This window comes from Arthrobacter sp. Cza30, assembly GCF_059090765.1.
In genome coordinates, this window is record NZ_JBNHGA010000005.1 from 31,954 (window position 1) to 58,463 (window position 26,510).

A 26,510-nucleotide genomic window follows, 5' to 3' on the forward strand; every position below is an offset into this window, starting at 1 on the left:
AATGAGTTTGAAAGAGCAGCTGCAGGCCGACGTCGTCGCCCACATGAAGGCAGGGAACAAGACGGCCCTGACCACCGTGCGCAACGTCCTGGGCGAAATCGCGACCAAGGAAAAGTCCGGCAAGACGCCGGTGGAGCTGGACGACGCCCAGACCACCGCGCTGCTGCAGAAGGAAGCCGCCAAGCGCCGCGACACTGCCCGCATCTACACGGAAGCTGGAGAGCCGGAGCGGGCCGCCGCGGAAACCGCGGAAGCCGAAGTCATCGAGGCGTACCTGCCCCAGCCGCTCACCGAGGCCGAGGTCGCGGAGATCGTGGACAGCACCATCGCCGGACTTAAGGCCGACGGCGTGGAGCTGTCCATGCGGCAGATGGGAGCGGTGATGAAGCCGGTCACCGAGAAGGTGGCCGGCCGCTTCGACGGCAAGGCCGTCAGCGAGATGGTCCGCGGGCGGCTGGCGGGGCAGTAATTGAAACGGTGACCGCCGGCTCCTAGGCCGGGTGGCCTGCCTCGAGATCCCCGACGTCGCCGAAGGCCAGGAGTCCGGCGGCATCGTCCCCGTGCGTCTCGAGCGGGGAGAGCAGGAAGCCGGTGTGGTCGCCGAGATCGACCTTTTTCACGACGCGCCCGACCATGACGCGCGCGGCGTCAGCCAGCAGCGGCACACCCTCCGGTCCGGGCACCCAGTCGCAGTGCGCGAACTTGTCCACGTCGTCGCCCGTCGCGGTGCCGAACAGTTCTGCGAGCGCCCGCTGGCCGCGCCCGAGCACGTGCACGGCCAGCACGCCCGCCTCCAGCGCCACGGGATGCGTGCGGTTCTGCTGCGAGATGCACACCAGGAACAGGGCCGGCTTCAGGCTGCACTGCGTGGCGAAGCCGACCAGGCAGCCGGACCGCTCGCCTCCGGCCCCGGCTGCCGTGACGACGTACATCGGATAGTCGAAGCCCCGCACGAAGTCGTTCATCAGCTGCCCGGACGTTGCCTGTTTCTGCGCCATTCCCACATCATGCCGTACCTTCAAGGGGTTTTCGCGATTACCACTGCAGCCTGGCCATGGTGGCCGACAGCTCCGGGATCTTGCTCTCGGTGACCGGCTGGATGCCGGTGACCGTGGCGAAGCCGGCGGCCAGGAGCGCGAAGTCGCTCTCCGGCGGGGCTTCCTCCTGGCTGTCCGCGATGGCCAGCCGCAGGTCCTCGTCTCCGCGTTCGGCCAGCGTGGTCTGCACGATGCCGAATTCGGCCAGCGTCGCCGACCGGTATTCGGGCAGCCGGGTGCCGTCCACGTTGGGCACGTTGAGGTTCAGCACGGTGCCGGCCTGCTGGTCCATCAGGTACGGCAGCAGCCCGGTCGCCAGCCGGGCCGCGGTGTCCCAGTTCAGCTGCGCCGGCTCCAGCCCGGTGTCCAGCGACACTGCCATCCCGCGGCCGCCGTTCACGCCCGCGGTCAGCGCGGCGCCGACCGTGCCGGAGTGCAGGATCACCCGGCCCACGTTCGCGCCGCGGTTCACGCCGGAGAGCACCAGGTCCGGGGCGTCCCCGAAGGCACCGTGCGGCGCGATCATGGCTATGAAGCCCGGCGTGCCGTGCACCGCAAACGCCGGTACGGACTCCAGGCCCTTCAACGTGCGCCGCTCGATCCGGATGCGGCCCTCGTCCTCCCGTGCGGTAATGGACGCGCTGCTGCCGCTGGCTTCAGCGACCGGCGCCGCGATCGTCACATTCAGGCCGGCCTCCAGGACTCCCGCCGCCAGGGCGTGCAGGCCCGGGGAGTCGATGCCGTCGTCGTTGGTGATCAGGACCATCTTCGGCTTGCTCATTGTTCTTGAACCTTTCGCGCCAACTCGTCGGGACTGATTTGCCGTCCTGTTGCCTTCCCGCCGCCGTCGTACGGCGAGACCGTCACCAGTTTGGTCAGGTTCCGGATGGCGCCCTCTTCCCCGGTGCCCAGGCCGTGGCGGGTCACGTTCAGCGCGCCGGCGGCCGTACCCAGCACCACCGCCTCGTGGATGGTGCCGCCGTCGGCCAGGGTGGCGGCCACCCCGGCGGTCAGAGAGTCCCCCGCCCCGTGGGTGTCAACGCTCTGCATCTCGGGGACCCGGATCTCGCTGAGGGCGCCGTCGTGCAGCATCAGGGACGGCAGATGCGCGCGGGTGACAATCACCGTGCCGGCTCCTTCCTCGTGCAGGGCGCGCATCGCCCCGATGATCGCCTCGGGCTCGTCCGAGGCGGCGCGCCCGCTCTCGGTCAGTTCGTCATCGGCAATCTTGGCCACGCTCACCCCGCCGGCGAGCGCGGCGGTGAGCCGGTCGCCGGTGAGGTCGGTGATCACCCGGCAGCCGGCGGTGCGCAGGTCGGCCGCAAGCCGACGGTAGACGTCGTGCGGTACGGCGTCTTCGCGGACCGCGCCGCTGAGGATCGCCGTGCCCGCCTCGATCCCGGCCTGCAGGGTCAGGCCGTAGAGTTCGTCGAGTTCGTGGCGCGTCAGTTTTTCCCCGGGGCTCTCGGCGATGACCTCCCGCTCGCCGCCGCGCCGGTCATGGACGTACGCCGCGCTGCTGCCCTGGCCCTTTACCGGGAGGACCTTGACTCCCTCATCGGCGATCAGGTGCCGGATCACGCCGCCGGCTTCGCCCGAGAACGCGGCGCACATCGTGACGGACGCGCCGAGGGCGGTCAGCATCCGCGCCTGCCAGACGCCCTGGCCACCGGCGTGGAGGTGGACATCGGCGGTGCCCTCGACGTCCTCCACCGTCACGGTGAGAACGGGCGAGGGAGCGAAAATAACTACGGAGCCCATCGCGAACCTCCATCGAACCGGCGTCCGGTCATGACTGCCTCCTTTTGTTGCCTCGGACCGCCGTCACGGCTGCGCGGCTGCCCGGTTTCCTTCTGAAGTGGTCCTTGGTTTCGACACTAACGGCCCGTCGCGAGCCCGACAATGGCCGCCTCCGGCGCGAAAGTCCTCCCAGCCCCGCGGCCACGCGGATCGGACCGGTTATGACCGGGCCGGTTATTCCGGCGCCGCGCCGTCCAGCACCCGGTCGATGATTTCCCGGACGCGGTCCTCGGCAATGATCTTGAAGTGCCCGCTGGTCTCGAGCCTGATGTTGGTTGCGCCGTCGAGCCGGCAGCCGCCCGGAATGTGCGGGTCGAACGCGCTGTAGACGGACACGATCCGGTGGTTGACCTCCAGGTTGGCCAGCAGCCGCCGCAGGACGCGGTTGTTCGGCGCGAACGCCCGGACCATCGGCGTCACCGCGAAGGACGCGTAGCGGGACCCGGAAAACGGCGTTCCGATCGCCACCATGCGCTTCACCCGCGCCCCGGACTCCGCGCCCGTCATCACGTATTTGCCGATCAGTCCGCCCTTGCTGTGCGCGATGATGGTCACGTTGTCCAGGTCCTGCCCGCGCAGGTAGTCGGCGACCAGCCCGGCCATCCGCTCGACGCTGCCCACGTTGTAGCCCAGCGGCTCGATCACGTGCACCGGATGCCCGCGCCCGTGGACGTGCTCGATCAGCGGGCGCATGAACTTCCAGGACTCGTAGATGCCCGGAAGTACGACGACGGGGTCCGCCGCGCGGGTTCCGGCCTCCCGGTAACGCGCCGGGCCGGTCCGGTCGAAGAGTCCGCGGACCTGCTGGCGGCCGATGTAGGCGTAGTCCAGCAGCCAGGCCCGGCCCAGCCGCAGTCGAGGGAGCAGACTGTTCATTGCCGGTCTATGACGGCAGCATCGTCGAATCCGGCCGTGGCCAGGCACAGCCGGGCCACGGGACCGGGCGAACGGAACATCATCACGTGCGCCTCGCCGGGGATGCTGTCCACTGTGGCGTCCGGGCAGGCATCGGCCAGTTCGCGGCACCAGTCCAGCGGCACGATCGGGTCCCGGTCGCCGCGGACGATGCGCACCGGCACCTGCACCCCGGCGATCCGCTGCTCCAGCTTTTGGTCGAGCATGGCCGGCAGTGTCTTCAGGAACCAGCGCGGCCCGCAGCGAAGATAGTCGGTGGCCTCGATCATGTCCACGGTCAGCGGTTCCCGGAACCCGTCTTGGAGCAGCCGGAGGCCGTGCTGCCAGGCCGTGCGCTCGCGGCGGTTCGCCGTCGGCGCCAGCAGCACCAGCGCGGAAGCGGTGTGCGGGTGGTGCAACGCCATCTCCACGACGACCTGGCAGCCCATCGAGTGGCCGACCAGCACGGCGGGGCCGACGCCCAGCCGGTCCATGGCCGCGTCGACCAGCCCGGCGAAGTCCACCAGCCCCAGTGCGCGTTCCGGTTTGGCGGTTCCGCCGTGCCCGGGCAAATCGACCAGGTGTACCGTTCCGTGCCGGGCCAGTTCAGCCGCGAGGGGTTCGAAGTAGCGTCCGGAGACGCCGATGCCGTGTACCAGCACGAAGTCCGTGGGCCCGGAGCCGACGGTCCGGATGCGGACCTCGCATCCGTCGATGGTCAGCAACCGGGGGGTTTCGCCCGGGATTGTCGCCACTATTGCCTGCCTTCCTGCCTCAGTCGACCAAGGCCTTTGCATGTTCCAGCCGCTGCGAGATGACGGTGGTCACGCCGTCGCCGCGCATCGTCACACCGTACAACGCGTCGGCCACTTCCATAGTGCGCTTTTGGTGGGTGATGACGATCAGCTGGCTGGATTCGCGCAGCTCCTCGAAAATGGTGATCAGCCGGCCCAGGTTGGTGTCGTCCAGCGCCGCTTCCACCTCGTCCATCACATAGAACGGGGACGGCCGGGCCTTGAAGATCGCCACCAGCAGGGCCACCGCGGTCAGCGAGCGCTCGCCGCCGGAGAGCAGCGACAGGCGTTTGATCTTCTTGCCGGCCGGCCTGGCTTCCACGTCGATGCCCGTGTTGAGCATGTCCTCCGGGTCGGTGAGCACGAGCCGGCCCTCGCCGCCCGGAAAGAGCCGGCCGAACACCCGCTCGAACTGCACGGCCGTGTCCCGGTAGGCCTCGGTGAAGACCTGTTCCACCCGCTCGTCGACTTCCTTGATGATCTCCAGCAAGTCCTTGCGGGTGGCCTTGAGGTCCTCCAGCTGGGTGCTCAGGAACTGGTGGCGTTCCTCCAGCGCCGCGAACTCCTCCAGCGCCAGCGGGTTGACCTTGCCCAGCGCGGCCAGGTCGCGCTCCGCTTTCTTAAGCCGCTTCTGCTGCTCCTCGCGCACGAACGGCACACCCTCGGCGACGGCGTTTCCGTCCTCGTCCACCGGGGCCCGCAGCGCCGCCCACTTGTCGTTGGACGCCGCGGTGGCGACCGGTACCGGCTGGTCCGGCCCGTACTCGGCGATCAGGTGGTCGGGGGTCAGGCCCAGCTCCTCGATGGACCGGGTCTGCAGGGCCTCGATCTTCAGCTGCTGCTGGGCCCGGGCCAGCTCGTCGCGGTGGACCGTGTCCGTCAGGTCGCGCAGTTCGGCGGCGAGCGCGTCTGTCGACGAGCGCACCGTGGACAGCTCAGCCTCCCACGCCGCGCGCACCTCCTCGGCCTCGTCCCGTTCCCGTTCGGCGAGGTCCACCGAGACGTCCAGCCAAGCCAGAGCCTCCCGGGCGCCCTGTGCGACGGCGGCGGCCTTGGCGGCCTGGAGCCGGCGCTTGCGGGCGCGCTCGGCAGCCTGCGCCCGGGCGTGCCGTTCGGTGGCGGCGGCCCGTTCCAGCGAGGCCGCCCGGTTGCCGATGGCCGTCAGCTGCTCCTCGCCCGAGCGCAGCGCCAGCCGCGCCTCCATTTCCACCTGGCGTGCCCGGGCGGCCGCCGCGGCGAGCGCGTCGCGCTGTTCGGTGGACGGTTCGGCGTCGGCCGGGGCATCCTCGGCGGCCTGTGCCGCGGCCAGCCGCGCGGTGATGTCCGCCAGCTTCTGCTGTTCGGTGACGATGTTCGCCTCGGCGGCCTCCACCAGCTTGGCCAGCCGTTCGCTCTCCCCGGTGGCCGAGCGCAGCCCCGAGCCCAGCTGCCCCAAGCGTTCGGCGACCGCGGCCAGCCGGGCGTCGGATTCGTGCAGCTGCTCAAGGGCGGCCTCTGCCCGCAGCCTGGCCTCGTCGCGGCGCGAGGTGGCGCCGGCGATCGCGAACTTGGTTCGCTCGGCCCGGGCCGTGGCCGCTTCGAGCCTCTGCATGGTCTCGTCCACCGCAGCCTGGACCTCCAGCAGGCTGGGGCCGCCGGCGGACCCGCCGCGCGCCGAGCAGGCGGTGAAAATATCCCCGTCGCGGGTGACGGCGGTCAGCGCCGGGTCGGCCGCGATGACCCCTGCCGCCATCGGGAGGTCGGCCACGACGACGGCGGAGCCCAGCAGCGTGCGGACCGTTCCTTCGACGCCCCGCTTGGCCTGGACCAGGCCGGCCGCGGGGATCGCGCCGTCCGGGAGCTCCGCCCTGCCGCCTGCGCTTTCGACCTCCGGCACCGCGGTGCCGGCGATGAGGAGGTCCACCTGGCCGGCGTCGTCGGCCTTCATCAGTTCCAGCGCCCGGACGGCGGCGTCCGGGTCCGCGACGGCGACGGCTTCGGCCAGCGGCCCCAGGGCTGCCGCAATCGCCGCCTCGTAGCCGGGCTCCACCGTAATCAGGTCCGCCAGCGGGGCCAGCACGCCCTCGGTGCCGGAGGCCAGCAGCACCTCGCTGCCGTCCCGCCGGTTCAGCCCGACTTCCAGCGCCTCCTTGCGCGCGGCGAGGGCGTCGCGTTCGCGTTCGGCCTCGCGTTCGTCGGCCCGCAGCCGCTCCAGCTCCGCCTCGATCTCGGCGAGCTCGTCGCTGGCGTCCTCGTACGCGGCGTCCAGCCCTTCTTCGCCTTCTTCCACCCCGGCTACCTGCGACTCAAGCGCGGCGAATTCGGCCTGCGCCTGGCGCCGGCGTTCCTCGCCCTCGCCGATCGAGGCGCGGAGCCGGCCCAGCTCGGCCTCGGCGGACTCCACCCGGGACCTGGCTGCCCCCACCTGGCCGGCCAGCCTGGCCAGTCCCTCGCGCCGGTCGGCTGCGGCACGAAGGATGCCGGTCAGCCGCTTCTCCTCGTCCTCGGCAGCCCGCTCGGCGGCGGCGCGGCCTTCGATCGCGTCGTCGAGCGCGGCCCGGCGGTCCTCGAGCTCGAACTCCAGCTCGGCCTGCTCCTCGCGGACCTCGGCCGCCTGCTGTTCCAGGACCTCCGGGTCCCGCCCGCCGTCCGGTTCCCGGTCGGCGGAGCCGAGCAGCCGCCGTCGTTCGTTGGCGAGGCTGGCGAGGGCGCGGAAGCGTTCGCGGGTGGACGAGAGCTGGTAGCAGCGCTCGCGCGCGGCGTTGAGCTCCGGAGTGGCTTCGGCCGCGAGCCGCTCCAGCTCGGCCAGGCGCCGGCGCCCGGACTCCAGGGTCTTCTCCACCTCGGCCTGCCGGGTCTTCAGCGCGGCCTCGTCCGCCACTTCCTGGGCCAGGGAGGTGCTCAGCTCCAGCAGCTCGTCGGCGAGCAGCCGGGCGCGGGCATCGCGTACCTCGAACTGGACCTGCTGGGCCCGGCGGGCCACCTCGGCCTGCTTGCCCAGCGGTGTCAGCTGCCGGCGGATCTCGCCGGTGAGGTCGGTCAGCCGCTGCAGGTTGGCCTGCATGGACTCCAGCTTCCGCACCGTTTTTTCCTTGCGGCGCCGGTGCTTGAGGATGCCGGCGGCTTCCTCCACGAAGCCCCGGCGGTCCTCCGGCGTCGCGTGCAGCACCTTGTCCAGCTGCCCCTGGCCGACGATCACGTGCATCTCCCGGCCCAGCCCGGAGTCGGAGAGCAGTTCCTGGATGTCCAGCAGCCGGCAGCTGCTGCCGTTGATGGCGTATTCGGAGCCGCCCGTGCGGAACAGGGTGCGGGAGATGGTGACTTCGGAGTATTCGATCGGCAGGGCGCCGTCGGAATTGTCGATGGTCAGCGACACGTGCGCCCGGCCCAGCGGCGGGCGGCCCGCCGTGCCGGCGAAGATGACGTCCTCCATCTTGCCGCCGCGCAGCGTCTTGACGCCCTGCTCCCCCATCACCCAGGCGAGGGCGTCCACCACGTTGGACTTTCCCGACCCGTTCGGACCGACCACGGCGGTGACGCCGGGCTCGAAGTCGAAGGTCGTCGCCGACGCAAAAGACTTAAAGCCCCGCACAGTCAGAGATTTAAGATGCACGTTGTGTCTCCCGCGGCGGACGTTTTCCTTGCCTCAATCTACCGTGCCCGCCGCGGATACACGGGCACGACGGGCTTGTCGCGGTGGCAAACGTGTGGAGCGGCCGGCGTGTGCAGGTGCGGCCATCCCGGCGGGCGGGGTGGCAACCTTGTATAAGGGCCACGGAGAACTACCCTAAAGGCCAGGCCACGTCCGGTTAGGAGTGCTTTCGCCCGTGTCAGATCCAGCCCGTCATCCAGGGCAGCGCATTGCCGCCATTGTCCCCTGCCACAACGAAGAACAGACAGTCACCACCGTAATCCGGGACCTGAGGCTCGCAGTCCCGGGGATAACGGTCTATGTCTACGACAACAACAGTTCCGACCGGACCGCCGAGCTGGCGCGGGCCGCCGGCGCCATCGTCCGGACGGAAACGCGCAAGGGCAAGGGCAACGTCATCCGGCGGGCGTTTGCGGATATTGACGCCGATATCTACGTCACGATCGACGGCGACGACACGTACGAGGCAGCGGACCTGCCACGCCTGATCGACGCCCTGCTGGACGGACCCTACGATCATGTGCTCGGTGTTCGTGCCGACACGGCAGAAACCGGATCGTACCGCCCGGGGCACGCCATGGGGAACCGGATGTTCAACCGGGTTGTCAGCGTCCTCTTCCGATCCCAGGTTTCGGACATGTTGTCGGGATATCGCGTCTTTTCGCGCCGCTTCGTCAAGTCATTCCCCGCCGTGTCCAAGGAATTCGAAATCGAGACCGAATTCACGGTGCACGTCACGTCCCTGCGGCTGCCGCAGGCCGAGGTCGAGGTCGGATTCCGCCAAAGGCCCGAGGGGAGCGAAAGCAAGCTCAATACCTATTCGGACGGCTTCAAAATCCTGTCCCTCATCTTCCAGCTCGTCCGCCATGAACGGCCGGCCCTCTTCCACGGCATCATCGCCGCAGTGTTGGCGCTGGTTTCGCTGGGGTTGGGGGTGCCCGTGGTCGCCGAGTTCTTCCAGACCGGCCTGGTGCCCCGCTTCCCGACGGCGATCCTGGCTGCGGCCGTGATGGGCCTGGCGGTTCTGGTGGGTTGTATCGGCATCATCCTCGACGGCTTGAAGCGGGGACGGCATGAAGCAGCGCGCCTGGCATACCTGCGTCTGGAGCCGCCGCAGCACCGGCAGGATGCAGGCGGGGCGGGGGCGGACCCGGCCCACGCGCGTCTGAACGGGACGAACACGTGAGCGGTTCATCGGCCCGTTCCCCCCGTGCCCGGGCCGGCGGCCCGAGGGGTGTGCGCACCGCTTGGACTGCGGCGGACTACCGGTGGCTTACAGTCTTGGGCGCCGCCGCTTTCCTGGCCACGGCCTTTCTGTGGGTGGCGAACCACCCCGGGCGCATGACGAATGATTCCGCCCATCAGCTCAAGCAGGTCCTCGGCCTGATTCCGCTGGACGACTGGCACCCCGCCGTCATGACCGTCGGCTGGACAGGCTTGTACCAGCTGACCGGCGAAGTCGGCTCCCTGGTTCTGATGCAAATCTGCTTGACGTTCATCGCCGCGCTGCTGCTGGCCATCTACCTTCACGATCTCACCCGCAGCCGGCTCATGTCTTCGCTCGCCCTCGCGATTCCGTTGCTGCCGTTCACCATCACGTTCCTGGGCGTGATGTGGAAGGACGTGCACATGATGATCGCGTTCTTTAGCGGGACCGTCCTCATCCTGCTCGCCGAGCGCTTCCCCAGGCTCCGGTATCCGTTGCTCGCCCTGTCGCTGTTGTTCCTGCTGTACGGGGCGATGGTTCGAAAAAACGCGTTCTTTGCGATCCTTCCCCTCGTCTTCCTCCTCTACCGGGCCTGGCGCAACGCATCCCCGACGCGGCGCAGACGGCTGACAGCCAACCGCCAACGCTTGCAGGGCGGATATGTCATGGCCGCCGTGGCGTTCCTGGTGTTGATGCTGGGCACGGGCGCGGCGTTCAACGCCGCATTCCAGCCCAAAGCCACCGGCCAGCTATCCCAAGTCTTCCTCGACGACATCATCTTCACCGTGCCCGCCGAAGAAATACGGGATGCGGATATCCCCCGGGAACTGGAAGACAAACTGCTTGCCGCCCGCGAAAAATGCCAGGCTGAAGAAGCTATTTGGGATGCTTATTGGAAGTGCTACGGCCGCGGGGCAACCGGCAAATCCTTTGAACCGATCGCCTATCAGTCGGAGGTCCGGGACCTGTGGATTGATGAAGTGGTGACGCATCCGGCCCGCTACCTGTACTACCGCGCCGAGACCTACGCCCGGTTCCTCTTCACCAGCAAGCTGGAATTCGTCGGTACCGGCGCGGAGGTCGTCCCCGCCGAGTACCGCGTGGAGCCGTCGAAGGCGGACAACATTCTCTATGACTACGTCGTTGAGTTGGGGCTGAAGACTTTTCCCTGGTTTTTTAAGGCCTGGTTTTGGCTCGCCGCCTCGATAGCGCTGATCGTGGCACTCCCCAAGGCACGGTACCTGGGGCCGCAGGTCGCCGCCCTGGGCTGGTCGGCGCTCCTCTACCTGGTGGGATACTTCCCCATCGTCCCGGCAGCCGACTACCGCTACAGCTATTGGCCCGCCGTCGCCTGCACGCTTGCCGGGGTGCTCTTCCTGGCGGACCGCCGCTTAAACAACAAGGGAATTGCAAGAGATTCCGGCCCGCAGCCAGGCGGATCCGAACGGCCCCCCGGATCGCGCTTTAGCGCCCCTGAGCAACGTGTGCAAGGCGATCCGAGGCACGGGGACAGGCAGCCGGAGAGACAATGACCACACACGCATGCCCTTCTCTGCATGTGCGGAACGCTGGTTCGGGGTGCATAGTTAAGAGTTCGGGTACCAATGGGGGATTTTCCGTTTACAGGTGACCGTCCCCGAAGACGAATAAAGGCTGGATATTGATCGGTAACGCGACGTTTCGACATGACAACACGGCGCTGCTGGCCGTCTCCAGCGTGGAGGCCCCGGTAGCCGTCACTTCCGCCGACTTCGACGACCGGCTGGCTCCCAGCCTGAAGCGCCTGAAGCTCTCCCGGAAGCTGCTGGAACGTGTTGCCGGCGTGACCGAACGCCGCTGGTGGTCGCCCGGTTCATCATTCGACGACGCCGCCATCGAGGCCGGCGCCAAGGCACTCGCCGAGGCCGGCGTCGAGCCGGGCCAGATCGGCCTGCTGATCAACACCTCCGTCACCCGCAAGAACCTCGAGCCGTCCGTCGCGGTGAAAATCCACCACGGGCTGGGCCTGCCGTCGTCGGCCATGAACTTCGACCTGGCCAACGCCTGCCTGGGCTTCGTCAACGGAATAACCCTGGCCGCCAACATGATCGATTCCGGGCAGATCAAGTACGCGCTGATCGTCGCGGGCGAGGACGCGCAGCCGACCCAGGAAACCACCTTCGAGCGGCTGAACCACCCGGATTCCACCCGCGCCGACTACCTGCGCGAATTCGCCACGCTGACGTTGGGGTGCGGGGCCGCCGCGGCCGTGATCGGCCCCGCCGACGCCCACCCCGGCTCGCACCGGATCCTCGGCGGCGTCTCCCGCGCCGGCACCGAACACCACGAGCTGTGCGTCGGCGGGCCCGCGGGCATGTTCACGGACACCAAGGGCCTGCTGGAGAACGGGCTGGAACTGGTGGTCAACGCCTGGCACGAGGCCCACCGCGACGGCTGGAACTGGACCGCCATGGACCGGTACGTCACACACCAGGTCTCCACCTCGTATACCAACGCGATCATCAAGGCCGTCAACCTGGTCCGCGAGCGCGTGCCGATCACCTTCCCGAAGTGGGGCAACGTGGGGCCGGCGTCGCTGCCGATGACCCTCGCCCAGGAGGCCCAGACCCTGGGCAGCGGCGACCGCGTGCTCTGCATGGGCGTGGGCTCCGGCCTGAACACCACCATGATGGAGATTGCGTGGTAGACACCCCCCTCTGGCCGGGCGTCGACCCGGCCTGGTCCCGCCGCGTCCGCGTCCCGTCCACCGCCGCCGTGGACCCGGCCGGCAGCGCGCACGCCTGGCACCTTCTGGACAACGGCCCGCAACTGGCCGAACGCGGCATCGAGCCGGTTGGCACGCTGCTGTGTGTACACGGCAACCCCACCTGGTCCTACTTGTGGCGCAGCCTGCTGGACGCCGCCGGTGACGCCGCGGCGCCGTGGCGCGTGGTCGCCGTCGACCAGCTGGACATGGGTTTCTCCGAACGCACCGGCAGCTTCCGCCGGCTCGAGGACCGGATCACCGACCTGGGCGACCTGACCGCCGGACTGGGCATCACCGGGCCCGTCGTCACCGTCGGACACGACTGGGGCGGCGTGATCTCGCTGGGCTGGGCCACCCGGCACCGCGATCAGCTCGCCGGCATCGTCCTGACCAACACCGCCGTCCACCCCGCCGGCTTCGGGCTGCCCGCCCCGCTCAAACTGGCGCTGCACCCCGCCGTGCACCGCTGGGGCACGACGACGTCGGCCGCCTTCCTGCGCGTCACGCACGCCTTGGCGCATCCTCCGTTGGCGAAGGACGTCAGGGCCGCGTTCATGGCCCCCTACCGGCACGCGGCCCGCCGCACCGGGGTGGGCAACTTCGTGGCCGACATCCCGGCCGACGAGGCCGCGCCCAGCTGGGAGGCGCTGAACGGGGTGGCCGAGGGCATCCGCGGCCTGGACGTTCCGGCGCTGATCCTGTGGGGCCCCAAGGACCCGGTGTTCTCCGACCGCTACCTGAGCGACCTGCTGGACCGGCTGCCGCAGGCCGACGTGCACCGCTTCGAAGGCGCCGGACATCTGCTCCCCGAAGACCGCGACATCGCCGGCCCCGTTTTCACCTGGCTCGACGCCGCCGTGGCCGGCGGCGGGCACGCGGCCGCCGCCCAAGAGCCCCGCGTCGCGGCTCCCTTCCGCTCCATGCTCGCCGAACTCGACGAACGCCGGAACGACGACTCCCCCGCCGTCGTCGACATGGCCCCGCTGGGCGCCGCGGCGGCAGGAAAGCGGACGCTGTCCTGGGCCGAGCTCGCCGGCCAGGTGGACCTGCTCGCCGACGGCCTGGCCGGGATCGGCGTGCGGGCAGGCGACCGAGTCAACCTGCTGGTGCCGCCCGGCATCGAACTGACCAGCCTGATCTACGCCTGCCTGAAGCTCGGCGCCGTCATCGTGGTGGCCGACGCCGGGCTGGGACCCGCCGGCCTGAGCCGTGCCATCAAGGGCGCCGGTCCCCGGTTCATCATCGGCATCGAACGTGCCTTCGCGGCCGCGCGGCTGTTCGGCTGGCCGGGCGAGCGGATCAGCGTGACCGAAATCGGCGGGGCCAAGCGCAGGCTCTACGGCGTCGCCCACACCGTACCCGAACTGCTCGAATCCGCCGCCGCCTCTGCCGCTACCCCGGCCGGCGGCCGCGCCGGGAGCGCCGCCCCCGGGCCCGACGACGACGCCGCCATCCTCTTCACCTCCGGCTCCACCGGACCGGCGAAGGGCGTCGTCTATACGCACCGCCGGCTGGCCGCCATGCGGGACACCCTCAAGGACACCTACGGGCTGGAAGCCGGCACCTCGCTGGTGGCCGGCTTCGCGCCGTTCGCCCTGCTGGGCCCGGCACTGGGCGCCACCTCGGTGACCCCGGACATGGACGTCACCGCGCCCAAGACGCTCACCGCCGCGGCCCTGGCCGATGCTGCCGCGGCGGTCGGCGCCACCGCCGTCTTCGCCTCGCCCGCCGCCCTCGCGAACGTGCTCGCCACCGCCGACGGCCTCACGGACGAACACCGGGTGGCCCTCGCCGACGTGAAGCTGCTGCTCTCGGCCGGCGCGCCGATCCCCGAACCGCTGCTGGCCAAGATGCAGTCGCTGATGCCGTCGGCCCAGCTGCACACCCCCTACGGCATGACCGAGGCGCTGCCCGTGACGGACATCAGCCTGGCGGAAATCCGCGCGGCCGGTTTCGGAAACGGCGTCTGCGTCGGCACCCCGGTGGCGGGGGCCACGGTGGCCATCGCGGCGCTGGCCCCGGACGGCAGCGTGGCGGAGCTCCCCACCACCGACCCCAACGTCACCGGGGAGATCCTCGTAAGCGCCCCGCACGTCAAGGACCGGTACGACCGGCTCTGGATCACGCAGCGGCACAGCGCGTCCGTGCCCGGCTGGCACCGCACCGGCGATGTGGGCCACCTCGACGCCCACGGGCGCCTGTGGGTCGAGGGCCGGCTGGCACACATCATCACCACGGCGAACGGCGTCGCCACCCCGGTGGCCGCCGAGCAGGCCGCGGAAACGCACGACGGCGTCCGGCTGGCCGCCGTCGTCGGCGTCGGTCCCGCGGGCGCCCAGGTCCCGGTCGCGGTGCTGGAGACCGTGCCGCCGTCCTCGAAGCCGGACACCGCGCCGTACGCACTCGGCGATGAGGTGCGCACCGCCGTCGCCCGCGCCACGGGCCTGGAGCTGGCCGCCGTCCTGGTGCTGCCCGAGCTGCCCACCGACATCCGGCACAACTCCAAGATCGACCGCGCCGGCCTGGCCCAGTGGGCCGGCAAGGCGCTGGCCGGCGGACGGATCACCACACCGTGAGCGCCGCCGAAACCCGGACCGTCCTCGTCACCGGTGCCAGCGGGATGCTCGGCGCCGCCGTGGCCCGGCTGCTGCTGGCGGAGGGCCACGGCGTCCGCACCTTCCAGCGCCGCCCCGCCGCCGGCGTCGGCTCCGCCGTCGGGACCGTCCTCGGTTCGCTGACGGACGCCGGCGCCGTCGCCCGGGCCGTCGAGGGAGTCGACGCCGTCATCCACCTGGCCGCGAAAGTTTCCTTCACCGGCCCGTGGAGCGAGTTCGTCGCCACCAACATCGACGGCACGCGCACCCTGCTCGAGGCGGCGAGGTCCGCCGGCGTGCGCGACGTGGTGTTCGTGTCCTCCCCCTCGGTCGCGCATGTCGGCGAGGCGATTGCCGGCGCCGGCGCGGGGTCGGCGGACCCGGACCGGGCCCGCGGCAACTACGCCCGGTCCAAGGCCGCCGCCGAACTGCTCGCGCTGGCCGCGGACTCCCCCGGCTTCCGGGTCGCCGCCGTGCGCCCCCACATCGTCTGGGGCCCCGGCGACACCCAGCTGGTGGAACGCGTCATTGCGCGGGCCAGGGCCGGCCGGCTGCCGCTGCTGGACAACGGCGCCGCCCTGATCGACACCACCTATATCGACAACGCCGCGGCCGCGATTGTCCGTGCGCTCGAACGGATGGACCACGCCCACGGCCAGGCCCTGGTGATCACCAACGGCCAGCCCCGGCCGGTCGGCGAACTGATCGCCGGCATCTGCCGGGCCGCCGGCGTGAAGGCGCCCGCCTGGTCGGTTCCCGGCTGGCTGGCCCGCGGTGCCGGCTCCGTTATCGAACGGGCCTGGACGGCCGCCGGAGCCCGCGGGCTGGTCCGCGACGAACCGCCCATGACGCGCTTCCTGGCGGAGCAGCTGTCGACCGCGCACTGGTTCGACCAGCGCCGCACCCACGAGGTGCTGGACTGGGTGCCCGAGGTCAGCATTGAAGAAGGGCTGCGACGGCTGGCAGCCCACTACGGCGGAACGACGAGGTAGGAGCAAGCATTGGAAAGCGTGAAGCTGATCGAATCCTGGCCGGTGGACAACGCGGCCACCGCCGTCGTCGGGGCAGACGGCGCCGTCGTTGCCTCACATGGCGACCAGCAGCGGCGCTTCCCGCTGGCGTCCGTGACCAAGCTGCTCAGCGCCTATGCGGTGCTGCTGGCCGTGGAGGAAGGCGCGCTGGAACTGGACCAGGCGGCGGGCCCCGAGGGCGCCACCGTCCGCCACCTGCTGGCGCACAGCGCCGGCTACGACTTCGGCGACCGCACCGTCAGGTTCGCCCCCGGCGACCGGCGGCTCTACTCCAACACCGGCTTCGAGGTGCTCGGCGAGACGCTCGAGGCCGCCGCGGGCATGGCCTTCGCGGACTACCTGCGCGAAGGCGTTCTCGTTCCCCTCGGCATGAAGGACACCAGCCTCAACGGCTCCCCCGCGGCCGGGGCGACCTCCACGTCCAACGACCTGTCCCGCTTCGCCGCCGAACTCCAGCGGCCGTCGCTGCTGGCCGCCGCCACGGTGCAGGAAGCGACGCAGGTGGCCTACCCGGGCCTGGCCGGCGTCCTGCCGGGGTTCGGCCGCCAGCAGGGCAACGACTGGGGCCTGGGCTTCGAGATCCGCGCCCACAAGGAGCCGCACTGGACCGGCAGCAAGAGCTCGCCGAAAACGTTCGGCCACTTCGGCCAGTCCGGCACCTTCCTCTGGGTGGATCCGGACGCCGGCGCCGCCTGCATCGCGCTCACCGACCGCGACTTCGGGCCCTGGGCCGCCGACGCGTGGCCCGCCTACACGGACGCGGTGCTGGCGGAGCTGGGACGGTAGCCCGTTACCAGCGGCCGTTCCGGGGCCTCGGCTGGCAGGCCGGGCAGGTGTAGGACGACCGGTTCATGAAGGTGTCCCTGCGGATCTTCGTGGACAGCCCCAGGTCGCCGCAGCGGTGGCAGGGTTCGCCCTCCCGGCCGTAGGCGTTCAGCGACCGTTCGAAGTACCCGGAGGCGCCGTTGACGTTCACGTAGAGGGAATCGAAGCTGGTGCCGCCGGCGTCGAGCGCCCTGCCCATGACGTCCCGGCACGCGCTGAGCAGCCGCTCCGCTTCCTTGCGGCGCAGGGTGTCGGTCGGGCGGGCGTAGTGCAGCTTCGCGGCCCACAGGGCTTCGTCGGCATAGATGTTGCCGATGCCGGAGACCAGGGCCTGATCCAGGATGGCGCGCTTGATGCCGGTCTTGCGGGCACGCAGGCGCTGGTAGAACGCCTCGAAGGAGAACGCGGGGTCGAGCGGGTCGCGGGCGATGTGCGAGGCCTCGACCGGGATCAGCGGCAGGCCGGTCTCGGACATGCCGCCGGCATGGCCGTCGGGGGTGGGCATCAGGTCCGCCAGGAACATGCCGCCGAAAATCCGCTGGTCCACGAAGCGCAGCTCGGCCGGCATCGGCGGGCCATCGGGCCCGCCGGCCGGACCGAGCGTCAACCGGACCTTCAGGTGCTTCTCGTCGGGCTGCCCGCTGTCTTCGACCAGCAGTTGCCCGCTCATGCCGAGGTGTGCCATCAGGGCGAGTTTGGGCTCGTCGGGCACGGCCTCAACGGCGGCCGGGTGCGGCGAAGGGGCCGGCGTGGTCTCCAGCAGCGGCATCCAGAGGAATTTCCCGCGCCGGGCCACGTCGGCCACCTGGGCGCCGATGAGGTTGCCGCGCAGGTCGTCGGCTCCGAGGGCGTGGCGCCGGATGGAACGCTCGTCGAGGACGTCCACTCCGGTGATCGTCCGCCCGCGGACCCACTGGGCGAGCCCGCGGCGGACAACCTCCACCTCAGGCAGTTCAGGCATCGGAGTCGGCGGTCTCCGTCACCGATGCGGGCAGCGAGGCACGCAGCGCCCGCCACGTGGTGGCGGCGGCTTCCTGCTCGGCTTCCTTCTTGGAATGTCCGGTGCCGCGACCGTATTCGGTGGTGCCGATCAGCAGCGTGGCCACGAAGGTCCGGGCGTGGTCCGGGCCCGATCCCTCCACCCGGTAGGTCACGGTGCCCATCTTCCGGGCGGCGGCCAACTCCTGGATGCTGGTCTTCCAGTCCGTGCCCGCGCCCAAGGCGTCGGCGTCCGCGAGGAGCGGCCCGACGAGGCGCATCACCAGCTGGCGCGCCGTTTCGATGCCCTGGCACAGGTAGGCGGCGCCGAAGAGGGCCTCCATCGTGTCGGCCAGGATCGATGACTTGTCGGCCCCGTTAGTGAGCTTTTCGCCCTGCCCGAGCAGCACGTGCCGGCCGACGTCCAGGCTGCGCGCGATGCCGGCCAGCGCGCGGGTGGAGACGACGGCGGAGCGCCGCTTGGCCAATTCGCCCTCGGGCAGGTCCGGGTTGTCCCGGTACAGCGCGTCGGTCACGGAAAAGCCCAGGATCGAGTCGCCGAGGAATTCCAGGCGCTCGTTGGTCGGCAGTCCGCCGTGCTCGTAGGCGTAGGAACGGTGGGTTAAAGCAAGACGGAGCGTCTCGGCGTCGATATCAACGCCGAGACGCTCCAAAAGCTCTTCAGTTGAAGGCATACCGGACGTTGTTACGCGTCGGCTACCTTGCGGCCCTTGTACTCAAGGAACAGCGCGGTGCCTGCCGAGTCGGTGACAACCTTGGCCTGGTGCGGCAGGCTGTAGGTGACACGGCCGTTCTCAACGGTCTTGACCAGGTTGGGCGCAGTGGCCTTCCACTGGGACCGGCGTGCGCGCGTATTCGAGCGGGACATCTTCCGCTTGGGAACAGCCACGGCTAACTCTCTTCTCTCTCGTCTGACTCTTTACTTTCGGACGCCTCGTCGGCGGCCGTACCGGCCAACCCGGCAAGGGCTGCCCAGCGAGGATCCACGACCTCATGGTGGTGACCCGGATCCTCTTCAAGGCGCATCCCGCATTCCGGGCACAAGCCTTGGCAGTCTTCCCGGCACACCGGCTGGAACGGCAGGGCGGTCACCACTGCGTCCCGCAGCGCCGGTTCGAGATCGATCAGATCGCGCTCAACCCGCCGCTGTTCGTCCTGTTCTTCTTCCTCGAGGAGTTCAGCTTCCTCGTAGTAGAAGAGTTCCTGCACCTTGACGTCGAGGTCGTACGCGATGGGATCCAGGCAACGCCCGCACTCGCCCGTGACAGCCACGGAAACGGTGCCGGAAACCAGGATTCCCTCGTGCACGGCCTCAAGCTTCAGGTCCAACTCCATGTCGGAGCCTTCCTGAACGCCAATGAGTGCTGCCCCGAAATCCTTCGGTGCAGCGATACGTTCTTCAAGAGTCCGCATGGTGCCCGGGCTGCGCCCGAGGTCCTTGACCGCAAGGGTCAAGGCCGAACTTTGATCATGGTTCAAGACCACAGTACTGAGAACTCCTAAAGAACATACGACCGACGTATCATCTTAGCCCGGATCTCCCGCGGGCCCAAACCGGCGGCGCTACGCGGCCGTCAGTCCCGTCCGGCGAGCTCCAACGGCCTCTCGGCCTGGATCCGTGCTGCCAGGTCCACGATCCAGGAACGCAACTCGGGTCCCAGGTCCTCGCGCTCCGTGGCCAGGGAGACGACGGCCTTGAGGTAGCTGAGCTTGTCGCCGGTGTCGTAGCGGCGACCCTTGAAGACCACGGCATAAACCCCGCCGCCGGCCTCCTCGGAGCCGGCCAGCACCTGCAGCGCATCCGTCAGCTGTATTTCTCCGCCGCGGCCCGGCGGGGTCTCCTCCAGCACGTCGAAGACCGCGGGATGCAGGACATAACGGCCGATCACGGCCAGGTTCGACGGCGCCTCGGCGGCGGCGGGCTTTTCCACCAGGCCGTTCACCTTCACGTGGGCCGCGCCGTCGATGCGGCTGATGTCCGCGCACCCGTAGGCGCTGATCGCTTCCGGATCGACTTCCATCAGGGCAATGACGGAGCCGCCGGTCGCCTGCTGGACCGCGATCATCTCCGTGAGCAGCTCGTCGCGCTCGTCGATCAGGTCATCGCCCAGTAAGACGGCGAAGGGCTCGTTGCCCACATGCTGCCTGGCGCAGAGAACGGCGTGCCCGAGCCCCTTGGGGTCGCCCTGGCGCAGGTAATGGATGTCGGCCAACTGGGAAGATTCCCGCACCGCGGCCAGCTTGTCGTCGTCGCCCTTGTCCGCCAGGGTTTGCTCGATAAACGGGACCCGGTCGAAGTGGTCCTCGAGGGACCGCTTGTTGCGCCCGGTGATCATCAGGACGTCGTCCAAGCCGGCGCGCGTCGCTTCTTCGACGACATATTGGATGGCCGGCTTGTCGACGACGGGCAGCATTTCCTTCGGCATGGCCTTGGTGGCCGGCAGGAACCTGGTCCCCAGCCCGGCGGCGGGCAGAACGGCTTTTCGTACGGATTGAGCTTGAGGCATGGGTCAAACGTTAGCAAACGCGGGCCCCGCCGCAACCGCCGGCAGCGATCCGGGCAGGCCTACCGGGGCTGCTCCGCGGCGCGGAAACCGGCGAGCACGGCCTTCGGCACGAACTCCGAGATATCCCCGCCCAGCGCGGCAATTTCCTTGATCAAGGTCGACGACAGGTGCGTGTAGCTGCTCTCCGCGGCGAGGAAAACCGTCTCGATGCCGGCCAGGTGCCGGTTCATGTGGGCCATCGGCAGTTCGTAGTGGTAGTCCTGCGACGAGCGCAGGCCCTTGACGATGACGCCGGCGCCGTGGCTGCGGCAGTACTCGGCCAGCAGGCCTTCACCCATCGCTTCAACGCTCACGCCGCGGAGGTAGGAGAGCGTCTCGCGGGCCATGGTCAGCCGCTCGTCCAAGCTGAAGCGGTATTTCTTGGCATAGTTCGTCGAGACGGCGACGATGACCTCGTCGTACATGCTGGCGGCACGGGCAATGATTTCCACGTGGCCTTTGTGGAGCGGGTCATAGGATCCTGGGCAGACGGCACGGCGCATAGAGTCGAATCTAGTCGATCCGGGCGGGCGGTGCACCACGCTTCGGTGGTAATACTGGGAGTCATGAGCACAGCTATGCGGCAACTCGTCCACGGCCGGCGGGCCGGCGTTCCGGCGCCGTGGCAGCGGACGGCGGCAGGATCGAACCTCCTCGGCGACGACGGCGGCCTCGGCCTCACCATCTTCGAGGAAATGACGACCCTCGCCGCGCGGACCGGCGCCATCAATCTGGGGCAGGGATTTCCCGACGAGGACGGCCCGGCGGAAATCGCCGCCGCCGCCATCGACGCCATCCGCGGCGGAGCCAACCAGTATGCTCCGGGCAAGGGAACACTCACACTGCGCAGCGCCATTGCCGCCAACCAGCAGCGGTTCTACGGCCTGTCACCGGACCCGGAAACCGAGATCATCGTCACGACCGGAGCCACCGAGGCGCTGGCCGCGACGCTGCTGGCCCTGACCGGACCGGGCGACGAAGTGCTGACGTTCGAGCCCTTTTACGACGCGTACGGGGCGATCATCGGCCTGGCCGGAGCCCGGCACACCACGGCCCCGCTCCTCGCACCCGATTTCCAGCCGGACCTCGACTCACTCGAAGCGGCCTTCTCGGAGCGCACCCGCATGGTCCTGGTCAACAACCCGCACAATCCGATGGGCAGCGTTTTCTCCCGCGAGGCCCTGTTGCGCATCGTCGAGCTGGCCGAGCGCTACGACGCGCTGATCGTCACCGACGAGGTCTACGAGCACCTGACCTTCGATGCACCGCACATCCCCATAGCCACCCTGCCGGGAGCCGCCGAGCGGACGCTCACCATCTCGTCGGCCGGCAAGACGTTTTCGTTCACCGGCTGGAAGGTCGGCTGGCTCTCCGGCCCGGCGGACCTCGTCGCAGCCGTCCGCACGGTAAAGCAGTTCCTCACGTACAGCTCAGGCGCACCGTTCCAGGACGCGGTGGCGGCGGGACTGGGGCTGCCGGACTCGTTTTACGGCGGGATCGCCGCCGGCCTGAAGGCCAAGCGGGACCTGCTCAGCGACGGATTGCGGCAGGCCGGCTTCGATGTCTTCACACCGCAGGGCACCTATTTCGTCAACGTGGACACGGCGCCGCTGGGGATCACCGACTCACTCGACCTGGCCCGCCGGCTGCCCGGGCTGATCGGCGTGGCCGCCATCCCGGTGCCGGTCTTCTGCCACCCCGAGGGCGCCGAGCGCACCCGCTCGCTGCTGCGCTTCGCATTCTGCAAGCGGACCGAGGTCCTGCAGGACGCCGCGCAACGCCTCGCCTCCCTGCCGGACAGGATCTGAGCCGTGGCCGAACGCTACCTGCGCGGCAGCGGCCTCCACGCCGGCATCGACAAGGACGACCGGGTGCCGGGGTCCTACGTCCTGAGCATAGGCGGCGCGGAGCAATCGCACGTCAACCTGCGGCATCCCGACGACGTGTTCTACGAATACCTGCGCCGGATCGCCAACGTCGTCGACCTGGCGGGCGATGCAGGGGTCCCGCTGCGTTGCCTCCACCTGGGCGCCGGGGCCCTGACGCTGGCCCGGTATGTGCAGGCCACCCGGCCCGGTTCGCGGCAGGTCGCCGTCGAGCTGGAGCGGGAGCTGCTGGACTTCGTCCTCGAGCACCTTCCCATGCCCGACGGCACGGAGCTAACGGTCCACTTCGGCGATGCGCGGCATGAACTGGCCTTCGGAGACATCGAGGGCACCTTCGACGTGATCGTGCTGGATGTTTTCGCAGGCGACGATGCCCCGGAGCACCTGACCACGGCGGACTTCTACCAGGAGATGCTGGAGGCATTGGAACCGGACGGGGTGCTGCTGGTCAACGTCGGAGACGATCCGCCGCTGGCGTTCGCCAAGCGGCAGATCGCCGAGCTCGCGTCGGTCGCCGGTTCGGTGGCGGCGCTGGGCGAGGCCGGCATGTTCGGCAGCCGAAGGGCGGGCAACATCGTCCTGGCCGCCCGCAACGGTTCGTGGCCGCCGGAATGGTCGGCCGCCCTGCTGGCGGCGGGCCCGCACCCGGCCGCCGTCCTCACCGGCCCGGAGCTCGATTCATTCGCCCGCAGCTGACGGGTCCGCCGCAGGTTCGGCGAACCAGAGCTGGGTCTCGCCGTACTTCCGGACGGCGAACCGGACGAGGCCTTCGGGCCATCCTGGTTCGGGTGACCGCGAAGAGCGTTCGACGACGACGACCGCGCCGTCGGCGAGGAATCCGGACAAGGAGGCGAGGATGCCGGCGAGCGCGTCCTCGGCCAGCGGGTACGGCGGGTCCATCAGCACCAGGTCCCAATGGTGCCCCGGCGGCAGGTCCTCGAGGAACCGCTCCGCCTTCATGCGGTGCACCTTGGCCGTTTTCCGGCCCAGCTTGCCGTTGACCAGCTCGGCGTTGCGGCGGCACACCCCCGCGGCTTTATCGGCTGCTTCGACCAGGTCCACCGTGGCGGCGCCGCGGCTGGCGGTCTCGACTCCCAGCGCCCCGGAGCCGGCGAAGAGGTCCAGCACCCGGGCGCCGGCCACCACGTCGTAGGACTCCAGCCGGGAAAACAGCGCCTCCTTGACCCGGTCCGTCGTCGGCCGGGTGTTCTCCCCCGGCACGCTGGCCAGGGTCAGTCCCCCGGCCACGCCGGCCACGATGCGGCTCACCGGCTACCCGCGCTCAAGGAAGGCCTCCCGCTCGGGGTTCAGGTACAGCTCGATGGCGGCTGCCAGCTCGGGATACCGGGCCAGGGTGGAGTCCCGCTGCAGGATGGCCGTGGCGTCTTCCCGGGCACGGGCGATAACGGCCTCGTCCTTGATCACGCGCAGCAGCTTCAGGGTGGATTTGCCGCCGGACTGGGACGCCCCGAGGATGTCGCCTTCGCGACGCAGCTGGAGGTCTGCCTGCGAGAGTTCAAACCCGTCGGTGGTCGCGGCGACCGCCTGCAGCCGCTCCCGGCTGGGGTGCCCGGGCTCCAGCTGCGTGACCAGCAGGCAGGTGCCGGGGAGGCCGCCGCGGCCCACCCGTCCGCGGAGCTGGTGGAGCTGCGAAATGCCGAAGCGGTCGGCGTCCAGGATCACCATCATGGTGGCGTTGTGCACGTCGACGCCGACCTCGATGACCGTGGTGGACACCAGAATGTCCAGCGTGGCGTCGTTGAACGCCGCCATGGCGGCAGCCTTCTGGTCCGGCTCCATCCGGCCGTGCAGCATGCCGATCCGGATGCCGTCCAGGACCGGCAGCCCGCTCAGGTGCTCGACCAGGGCGGCCACCGATGCCATGGGCCGCTGTTGCTCCGGCTGCCCTGACAACTCGTCCGGCGGATCGGCCTCTTCGAGCTCGTCATCCCCGATCTTGGGGCACACGACGTAGACCTGCCGGCCGGCGGCGACCTCCTCGCGGGCACGTTCCCAGATCCGGTCCTCCCAGGCAGGATGTTCCTGGAGAGCCACCATGTGAGTGGTGATCGGCGCGCGGCCCGCGGGCAGCTCCGTCAGCACCGATGTTTCCAGGTCCCCGAAGACGGTCATGGCCACCGTCCGGGGAATGGGCGTGGCGGTCATGACCAGCAGGTGCGGTGGCGTGGCCGAGCGGCTCCGGAGGCGGTCGCGCTGTTCCACGCCGAAGCGGTGCTGTTCGTCCACCACCACGAGGCCGAGGTCAAAAAACTGCACCGTGTCGGACAGCAGGGCATGGGTGCCGACGACGATGCCCGCCTCTCCGGCCGCCACATCGAGCAAGGCCCTGCGCTTGGCCGTTCCGGTCATCGAGCCGGTCAACAGCACTACCTTGGTGCCGTCGGGGTCGCCGCCCAACATGCCGCCCTGCGCCAAGGGGCCAAGCGTCCGGGTGATCGATGCGAAATGCTGGCCCGCCAAAACCTCGGTCGGCGCGAGCAGGACGGCCTGGCCGCCCGAGTCGACCACCTGCAGCATGGCCCGAAGGGCAACCAAGGTCTTCCCCGACCCGACTTCCCCCTGCAGCAGCCGGTTCATGGGTGAATCTCCGGCCAGCTCCGCCGCGATCGTCGCGCCGACCTCGCGCTGTCCCGAGGTCAGGTCGAAGGGCAGGCGGGCGTCGAACTTGTCGGCAATACCGCCCTTCCGGCCCGGGCGTGCGGTCGCCTGTTCGGCCGCGGCGATGGCCCGCTTCCGTCCGAGAGCCGCCTGCAGGACCAGCGCTTCCTGATAGCGGAAGCGGTCCCGGGCCGCGTTGGCGGCTTCCATCGTTGCGGGCCGGTGGATCTGTTCGTAGGCCTCCGCCAACGAAAGCATTCCGTCCCGGACGGCGATATCCGTCGGGATGGGGTCCCCCAGGCGGCCGAAGTCCACGGCGTCGAGCAACAGGTCAACGGCGGCCTTGATGCGCCAGCTGCCCAGTTTCGCCGTCGCCGGGTACATGGGCACCGGGCGCAGGGCCTCCTCGGCGTCGAAGTCGAAGGCGTCTTCGAGCAACTGGTAGTCGGGGTTGGTCAAGGTGAGGTTTCCGCGGTAGGACGTCACCTTGCCGGAGAACATGGCGATGGTCCCCGGCCGCAGCTCCCGTTCGGCCTGATAGCCGTTGAAGAACGTGAGGCTGATGTCCGAGGAATTGTCGGTCACGACGACCTCGGTCAGCGAACCGCGCCGGGCCCGCATCTTGCGGGAACTCGTGCTCAGTACCCGGGCCACCAGGGTCGCGTCCTCGTCGATCGGCAGCTCGGCGATCATGGTCAGCTCTCCGCGCTTCATGTATCGCCGCGGGAAGTAGTTGAGCAGTTCCCCGGTCACCGTCATGCCCAGGTGCTTTTCGAGTGCCGAGGCCGAGCGCTGGCCGAGCCGCCGCTCCAGCGGGACGCTCAGCTCGTCAGCCGGGTCAACCGCCATGGTTCTGCTCCGGCGGGCCGGCCAGCTCCGTCATGCTGACGTTCATCGGTTCACCCAGCTCCCGGATAACGTCCAAAGCCGCTTCGCCGTCCGGCACGTGCGCGTGGACGCGCCAGCGGTATCCGCCCTCGATTTCAGTCACGGCGCTCATGATGACCGAGTCGCCCAGCTCATCCAGCTTCAGGCGCAGCGTCGCGGCGTCGAGGGGGCTGAGGTTGACGGTGCACATCACCTCGACGCCTTCGTGCACGTGGTCCAGGTGCAGGTGCGGATCCTGCACGTTGTAGCCGTGCAGGCCGTCCAGCAATTCCGGCTGCAGTTCCACGCCCAGGGCGCTGGCCCGCAGGGTGTCCATGATGAGCAGGAACCCGACGGCGCCGGCGTCGACGATGTGCGCCGATTCGAGTGCCCCGAGCTGGGCCTCCGTCCTGACGACCGCGGCCACGGCCTCTTCCACGACCGCTTCCAGCGTTGCCGCCAGGCCGTGGTTGCTGTCGTCGCCGTTCTTCGCCGCATGTACCGCCGACGCCGCCCGCGAGACCGAGGCGATGACGGAGAGCATGGTTCCCTCAACGGGATCGCTCAACGCGGACCAGCACCGGATTTCGGCACGTTGGAGGGCCGCGGCCAGCAGCGGCCCCGTCAACCGGGTCGTTCCCCGCAAGGGTTCGGCCAAGGCGGCCAGGAAAACCGACAGCAGGGTGCCGGAGTTGCCGCGCGCTTCTTCCATCGCGGCCTGGCCTGCCCCGGCCAGGAGTTCGCCGATGTCCGCCGTCCGGTTTTCGGCGGCCGACTTCGCCGCCGCCCGGATGGTCAGATAGAGGTTGGTCCCCGTGTCGCCGTCGGCCACCGGGAAGATGTTGATGGCGTTCAGGCGGTCGCTGTGGTTGCCGAGGACGACCTCGGCCCTGGACAGCCAGCGGCGCAGCGCTTCGGCATTGGCAGCAATTTTCGTCTGCAAAGGGGTCCCATCTGCATGCGCCGGCGATGCCCGCCAACGATCAATCTCAGTCCTCCGGCGTTACCTGAGCCTACCGCAGCCGGCTCCGCTC

At 69.6% G+C, this 26,510-nt stretch carries 24 protein-coding genes; 9 read left to right on the plus strand and 15 right to left on the minus strand.

Annotated elements, in window-relative coordinates; translation table 11 throughout:
- Position 1: 1 nt before the first annotated feature.
- Complete coding sequence (locus tag AC5RVZ_RS17450; protein WP_494067039.1) at positions 2-469, plus strand: GatB/YqeY domain-containing protein; 468 nt, start codon at positions 2-4, stop codon at positions 467-469.
- Positions 470-491: 22 nt separating this feature from the next.
- Here the strand turns inward: AC5RVZ_RS17450 and AC5RVZ_RS17455 are convergent, their stop codons facing one another.
- The 6 genes from AC5RVZ_RS17455 to smc form a co-directional block, all read right to left on the minus strand.
- Positions 492-998 carry a flavin reductase family protein gene (locus AC5RVZ_RS17455; RefSeq protein WP_494067040.1) on the minus strand — a complete coding sequence of 169 codons (507 nt, stop codon included), beginning with the start codon at positions 996-998 and terminating at the stop codon, positions 492-494.
- A gap of 37 nt (positions 999-1,035) precedes the next feature.
- The gene (gene surE, locus AC5RVZ_RS17460; protein ID WP_494067041.1) at positions 1,036-1,818 is read right to left on the minus strand and encodes a 5'/3'-nucleotidase SurE; all 783 of its coding nucleotides are present in this window, start codon (positions 1,816-1,818) and stop codon (positions 1,036-1,038) included.
- Entirely contained in the window at positions 1,815-2,798 is a 984-nt protein-coding gene (locus AC5RVZ_RS17465; RefSeq protein WP_494067042.1) for a 1-phosphofructokinase family hexose kinase, read from the minus strand. Before AC5RVZ_RS17465 ends, surE begins: the two co-directional genes overlap by 4 nt.
- Before the next feature lie 213 nt (positions 2,799-3,011).
- The gene (locus AC5RVZ_RS17470) at positions 3,012-3,713 is read right to left on the minus strand and encodes an esterase/lipase family protein (RefSeq protein WP_494067043.1); all 702 of its coding nucleotides are present in this window, start codon (positions 3,711-3,713) and stop codon (positions 3,012-3,014) included.
- The gene (locus tag AC5RVZ_RS17475) at positions 3,710-4,486 is read right to left on the minus strand and encodes an alpha/beta fold hydrolase (protein ID WP_494067044.1); all 777 of its coding nucleotides are present in this window, start codon (positions 4,484-4,486) and stop codon (positions 3,710-3,712) included. The genes AC5RVZ_RS17470 and AC5RVZ_RS17475 overlap by 4 nt, the downstream gene beginning before the upstream one ends.
- Positions 4,487-4,505: 19 nt before the next feature.
- Positions 4,506-8,117: a chromosome segregation protein SMC gene (gene smc / locus AC5RVZ_RS17480; RefSeq protein ID WP_494067045.1), complete on the minus strand. Its 3,612-nt coding sequence runs from the start codon at positions 8,115-8,117 to the stop codon at positions 4,506-4,508.
- Between the two features lie 214 nt (positions 8,118-8,331).
- On the opposite strand from smc, the gene AC5RVZ_RS17485 reads away from it, so the two are divergent.
- The 6 genes from AC5RVZ_RS17485 (at position 8,332) to AC5RVZ_RS17510 (ending at position 16,520) form a co-directional block, all read left to right on the plus strand.
- Entirely contained in the window at positions 8,332-9,342 is a 1,011-nt protein-coding gene (locus AC5RVZ_RS17485; protein ID WP_494067046.1) for a glycosyltransferase, read from the plus strand.
- Between the two features lie 155 nt (positions 9,343-9,497).
- A complete protein-coding gene (locus AC5RVZ_RS17490; RefSeq protein WP_494067047.1) occupies positions 9,498-10,895 on the plus strand; it encodes a hypothetical protein in 1,398 nt (465 codons plus the stop codon).
- Positions 10,896-11,023: 128 nt separating this feature from the next.
- Positions 11,024-12,049: a 3-oxoacyl-ACP synthase III gene (locus AC5RVZ_RS17495; protein WP_494067048.1), complete on the plus strand. Its 1,026-nt coding sequence runs from the start codon at positions 11,024-11,026 to the stop codon at positions 12,047-12,049.
- Positions 12,043-14,685, plus strand: a complete 2,643-nt coding sequence (locus tag AC5RVZ_RS17500) for an alpha/beta fold hydrolase (protein ID WP_494067049.1) — start codon at positions 12,043-12,045, stop codon at positions 14,683-14,685. The genes AC5RVZ_RS17495 and AC5RVZ_RS17500 overlap by 7 nt, the downstream gene beginning before the upstream one ends.
- Before the next feature lie 44 nt (positions 14,686-14,729).
- Positions 14,730-15,695 (plus strand): NAD-dependent epimerase/dehydratase family protein, encoded by a 966-nt coding sequence (locus AC5RVZ_RS17505; RefSeq protein ID WP_494067548.1) that lies wholly within the window; start codon positions 14,730-14,732, stop codon positions 15,693-15,695.
- A 9-nt stretch (positions 15,696-15,704) separates the two neighbouring features.
- Positions 15,705-16,520 carry a serine hydrolase domain-containing protein gene (locus AC5RVZ_RS17510; protein ID WP_494067050.1) on the plus strand — a complete coding sequence of 272 codons (816 nt, stop codon included), beginning with the start codon at positions 15,705-15,707 and terminating at the stop codon, positions 16,518-16,520.
- A gap of 4 nt (positions 16,521-16,524) precedes the next feature.
- On the opposite strand, the gene mutM is transcribed toward AC5RVZ_RS17510, so the two are convergent.
- From mutM to coaD, 6 genes are all read right to left on the minus strand, one after another.
- The gene (mutM, locus tag AC5RVZ_RS17515) at positions 16,525-17,520 is read right to left on the minus strand and encodes a bifunctional DNA-formamidopyrimidine glycosylase/DNA-(apurinic or apyrimidinic site) lyase (RefSeq protein WP_494067051.1); all 996 of its coding nucleotides are present in this window, start codon (positions 17,518-17,520) and stop codon (positions 16,525-16,527) included.
- Positions 17,513-18,232: a ribonuclease III gene (rnc, locus tag AC5RVZ_RS17520; protein WP_494067052.1), complete on the minus strand. Its 720-nt coding sequence runs from the start codon at positions 18,230-18,232 to the stop codon at positions 17,513-17,515. Before rnc ends, mutM begins: the two co-directional genes overlap by 8 nt.
- An 11-nt stretch (positions 18,233-18,243) precedes the next feature.
- Positions 18,244-18,447 carry a 50S ribosomal protein L32 gene (gene rpmF / locus AC5RVZ_RS17525; protein WP_127511582.1) on the minus strand — a complete coding sequence of 68 codons (204 nt, stop codon included), beginning with the start codon at positions 18,445-18,447 and terminating at the stop codon, positions 18,244-18,246.
- Positions 18,448-18,449: 2 nt separating this feature from the next.
- The gene (locus AC5RVZ_RS17530) at positions 18,450-19,013 is read right to left on the minus strand and encodes a YceD family protein (protein WP_494067053.1); all 564 of its coding nucleotides are present in this window, start codon (positions 19,011-19,013) and stop codon (positions 18,450-18,452) included.
- Between the two features lie 119 nt (positions 19,014-19,132).
- Positions 19,133-20,065, minus strand: a complete 933-nt coding sequence (gene galU, locus AC5RVZ_RS17535) for a UTP--glucose-1-phosphate uridylyltransferase GalU (RefSeq protein ID WP_494067054.1) — start codon at positions 20,063-20,065, stop codon at positions 19,133-19,135.
- A gap of 59 nt (positions 20,066-20,124) precedes the next feature.
- A complete protein-coding gene (gene coaD, locus AC5RVZ_RS17540; protein ID WP_494067055.1) occupies positions 20,125-20,607 on the minus strand; it encodes a pantetheine-phosphate adenylyltransferase in 483 nt (160 codons plus the stop codon).
- Positions 20,608-20,670: 63 nt separating this feature from the next.
- On the opposite strand from coaD, the gene AC5RVZ_RS17545 reads away from it, so the two are divergent.
- Together AC5RVZ_RS17545 and AC5RVZ_RS17550 are read left to right on the plus strand one after the other, a co-directional pair.
- Positions 20,671-21,912, plus strand: a complete 1,242-nt coding sequence (locus tag AC5RVZ_RS17545) for an aminotransferase class I/II-fold pyridoxal phosphate-dependent enzyme (protein WP_494067056.1) — start codon at positions 20,671-20,673, stop codon at positions 21,910-21,912.
- 3 nt (positions 21,913-21,915) lie between these two features.
- The gene (locus AC5RVZ_RS17550; protein ID WP_494067057.1) at positions 21,916-22,686 is read left to right on the plus strand and encodes a spermidine synthase; all 771 of its coding nucleotides are present in this window, start codon (positions 21,916-21,918) and stop codon (positions 22,684-22,686) included.
- On the opposite strand, the gene rsmD is transcribed toward AC5RVZ_RS17550, so the two are convergent.
- Genes rsmD through AC5RVZ_RS17565 form a run of 3 tightly spaced genes read right to left on the minus strand, consistent with a single transcriptional unit; the run spans position 22,669 to position 26,386 of the window.
- Positions 22,669-23,259 carry a 16S rRNA (guanine(966)-N(2))-methyltransferase RsmD gene (gene rsmD / locus AC5RVZ_RS17555; RefSeq protein ID WP_494067058.1) on the minus strand — a complete coding sequence of 197 codons (591 nt, stop codon included), beginning with the start codon at positions 23,257-23,259 and terminating at the stop codon, positions 22,669-22,671. The two genes, AC5RVZ_RS17550 and rsmD, sit on opposite strands and share 18 nt — an antisense overlap.
- A gap of 3 nt (positions 23,260-23,262) precedes the next feature.
- Positions 23,263-25,458, minus strand: a complete 2,196-nt coding sequence (locus AC5RVZ_RS17560; RefSeq protein ID WP_494067059.1) for an ATP-dependent DNA helicase RecG — start codon at positions 25,456-25,458, stop codon at positions 23,263-23,265.
- Positions 25,448-26,386 carry a DAK2 domain-containing protein gene (locus AC5RVZ_RS17565; protein WP_494067549.1) on the minus strand — a complete coding sequence of 313 codons (939 nt, stop codon included), beginning with the start codon at positions 26,384-26,386 and terminating at the stop codon, positions 25,448-25,450. The genes AC5RVZ_RS17560 and AC5RVZ_RS17565 overlap by 11 nt, the downstream gene beginning before the upstream one ends.
- Between the last annotated feature and the right edge of the window lie 124 nt (positions 26,387-26,510).

What these genes read in the sequence shown, in the direction of transcription:
- AC5RVZ_RS17470 (WP_494067043.1), bottom strand. Translation starts at nt 3,713, where the DNA reads ATGAACAGTCTGCTCCCTCGACTGCGGCTGGGCCGGGCCTGGCTGCTG.
- AC5RVZ_RS17505 (WP_494067548.1), top strand. Translation starts at nt 14,730, where the DNA reads ATGCTCGGCGCCGCCGTGGCCCGGCTGCTGCTGGCGGAGGGCCACGGC.
- rnc (WP_494067052.1), bottom strand. Translation starts at nt 18,232, where the DNA reads ATGCCTTCAACTGAAGAGCTTTTGGAGCGTCTCGGCGTTGATATCGAC.
- AC5RVZ_RS17465 (WP_494067042.1), bottom strand. Translation starts at nt 2,798, where the DNA reads ATGGGCTCCGTAGTTATTTTCGCTCCCTCGCCCGTTCTCACCGTGACG.
- AC5RVZ_RS17455 (WP_494067040.1), bottom strand. Translation starts at nt 998, where the DNA reads ATGGCGCAGAAACAGGCAACGTCCGGGCAGCTGATGAACGACTTCGTG.
- AC5RVZ_RS17560 (WP_494067059.1), bottom strand. Translation starts at nt 25,458, where the DNA reads ATGGCGGTTGACCCGGCTGACGAGCTGAGCGTCCCGCTGGAGCGGCGG.
- surE (WP_494067041.1), bottom strand. Translation starts at nt 1,818, where the DNA reads ATGAGCAAGCCGAAGATGGTCCTGATCACCAACGACGACGGCATCGAC.
- AC5RVZ_RS17545 (WP_494067056.1), top strand. Translation starts at nt 20,671, where the DNA reads ATGAGCACAGCTATGCGGCAACTCGTCCACGGCCGGCGGGCCGGCGTT.
- AC5RVZ_RS17490 (WP_494067047.1), top strand. Translation starts at nt 9,498, where the DNA reads ATGACGAATGATTCCGCCCATCAGCTCAAGCAGGTCCTCGGCCTGATT.
- galU (WP_494067054.1), bottom strand. Translation starts at nt 20,065, where the DNA reads ATGCCTCAAGCTCAATCCGTACGAAAAGCCGTTCTGCCCGCCGCCGGG.
- AC5RVZ_RS17450 (WP_494067039.1), top strand. Translation starts at nt 2, where the DNA reads ATGAGTTTGAAAGAGCAGCTGCAGGCCGACGTCGTCGCCCACATGAAG.
- coaD (WP_494067055.1), bottom strand. Translation starts at nt 20,607, where the DNA reads ATGCGCCGTGCCGTCTGCCCAGGATCCTATGACCCGCTCCACAAAGGC.
- mutM (WP_494067051.1), bottom strand. Translation starts at nt 17,520, where the DNA reads ATGCCTGAACTGCCTGAGGTGGAGGTTGTCCGCCGCGGGCTCGCCCAG.